Genomic DNA, 283 nt, shown 5'->3' on the forward strand with positions numbered 1-283 from the left:
TGTTTTTTTAATATACAAATGTACATTAATATTATTGACTTTAATTAAGTAAAATGATATAATTACTTAGTAAAATAAATAAAAAATAAAAAAATATAACGGAGGCTAAAATGGCAAAACAAAAGTTTGAAAGAAGCAAACCACACGTAAACGTTGGAACAATAGGACACGTAGACCACGGGAAGACAACAACAACAGCAGCGATATCAAAAGTATTAGCAGCGAAAGGATTAGCACAAAAAGTTGATTTTGAAAATATCGATCAAGCTCCAGAAGAAAGAGA

At 29.3% G+C, this 283-nt stretch carries 1 protein-coding gene; it reads left to right on the forward strand.

What is annotated here, in order from left to right; genetic code table 11:
• Window positions 1-110 precede the first annotated feature (110 nt).
• A partial coding sequence (locus AYC59_RS07650; protein ID WP_245620684.1) for a GTP-binding protein occupies window positions 111-283 on the forward strand: 173 nt, incomplete at its 3' end.

The organism is Pseudostreptobacillus hongkongensis (assembly GCF_001559795.1).
Lineage (GTDB): Bacteria > Fusobacteriota > Fusobacteriia > Fusobacteriales > Leptotrichiaceae > Pseudostreptobacillus > Pseudostreptobacillus hongkongensis.